The 239-nt window shown below is 78.7% G+C and carries 1 protein-coding gene; it reads right to left on the bottom strand.

Annotated features, from left to right (window positions below; translation table 11 throughout):
• The coding region (locus ACESY8_RS13010) for a hypothetical protein (protein ID WP_498794769.1) at positions 1-239 on the bottom strand (239 nt) is incomplete at both ends.

Here is a 239-nt window from a genome sequence, read left to right as displayed (position 1 = left end):
CCCCCCCCCCCCCCCCCCCCAAGGCTCCCCCCCAGGGGCAAGGGCAGCGTCCCGCAGAGGGTGGCTATGAGCCCCACCGCGCCCACTGCCAGCAGCAGGATGCCGCCCGCGTACAGCCCCGCTGTTTTGGGCCGGCTGCCCGCCGCCTCCGCGTCGGCGCCGGCCCGCTCCCAGGCCTCGTCGGGGGTCAGGCCGGGGAACAGGGGGTCCTCTGCGGAGGCCCGGGCCTCCGCAGAGGA

Origin of the sequence: Clostridium sp. ATCC BAA-442 (assembly GCF_964239415.1) — a bacterium.
GTDB lineage: Bacteria > Bacillota > Clostridia > Oscillospirales > Oscillospiraceae > Flavonifractor > Flavonifractor plautii.
This window is presented reverse-complemented; position numbering and strand designations above follow the sequence as displayed.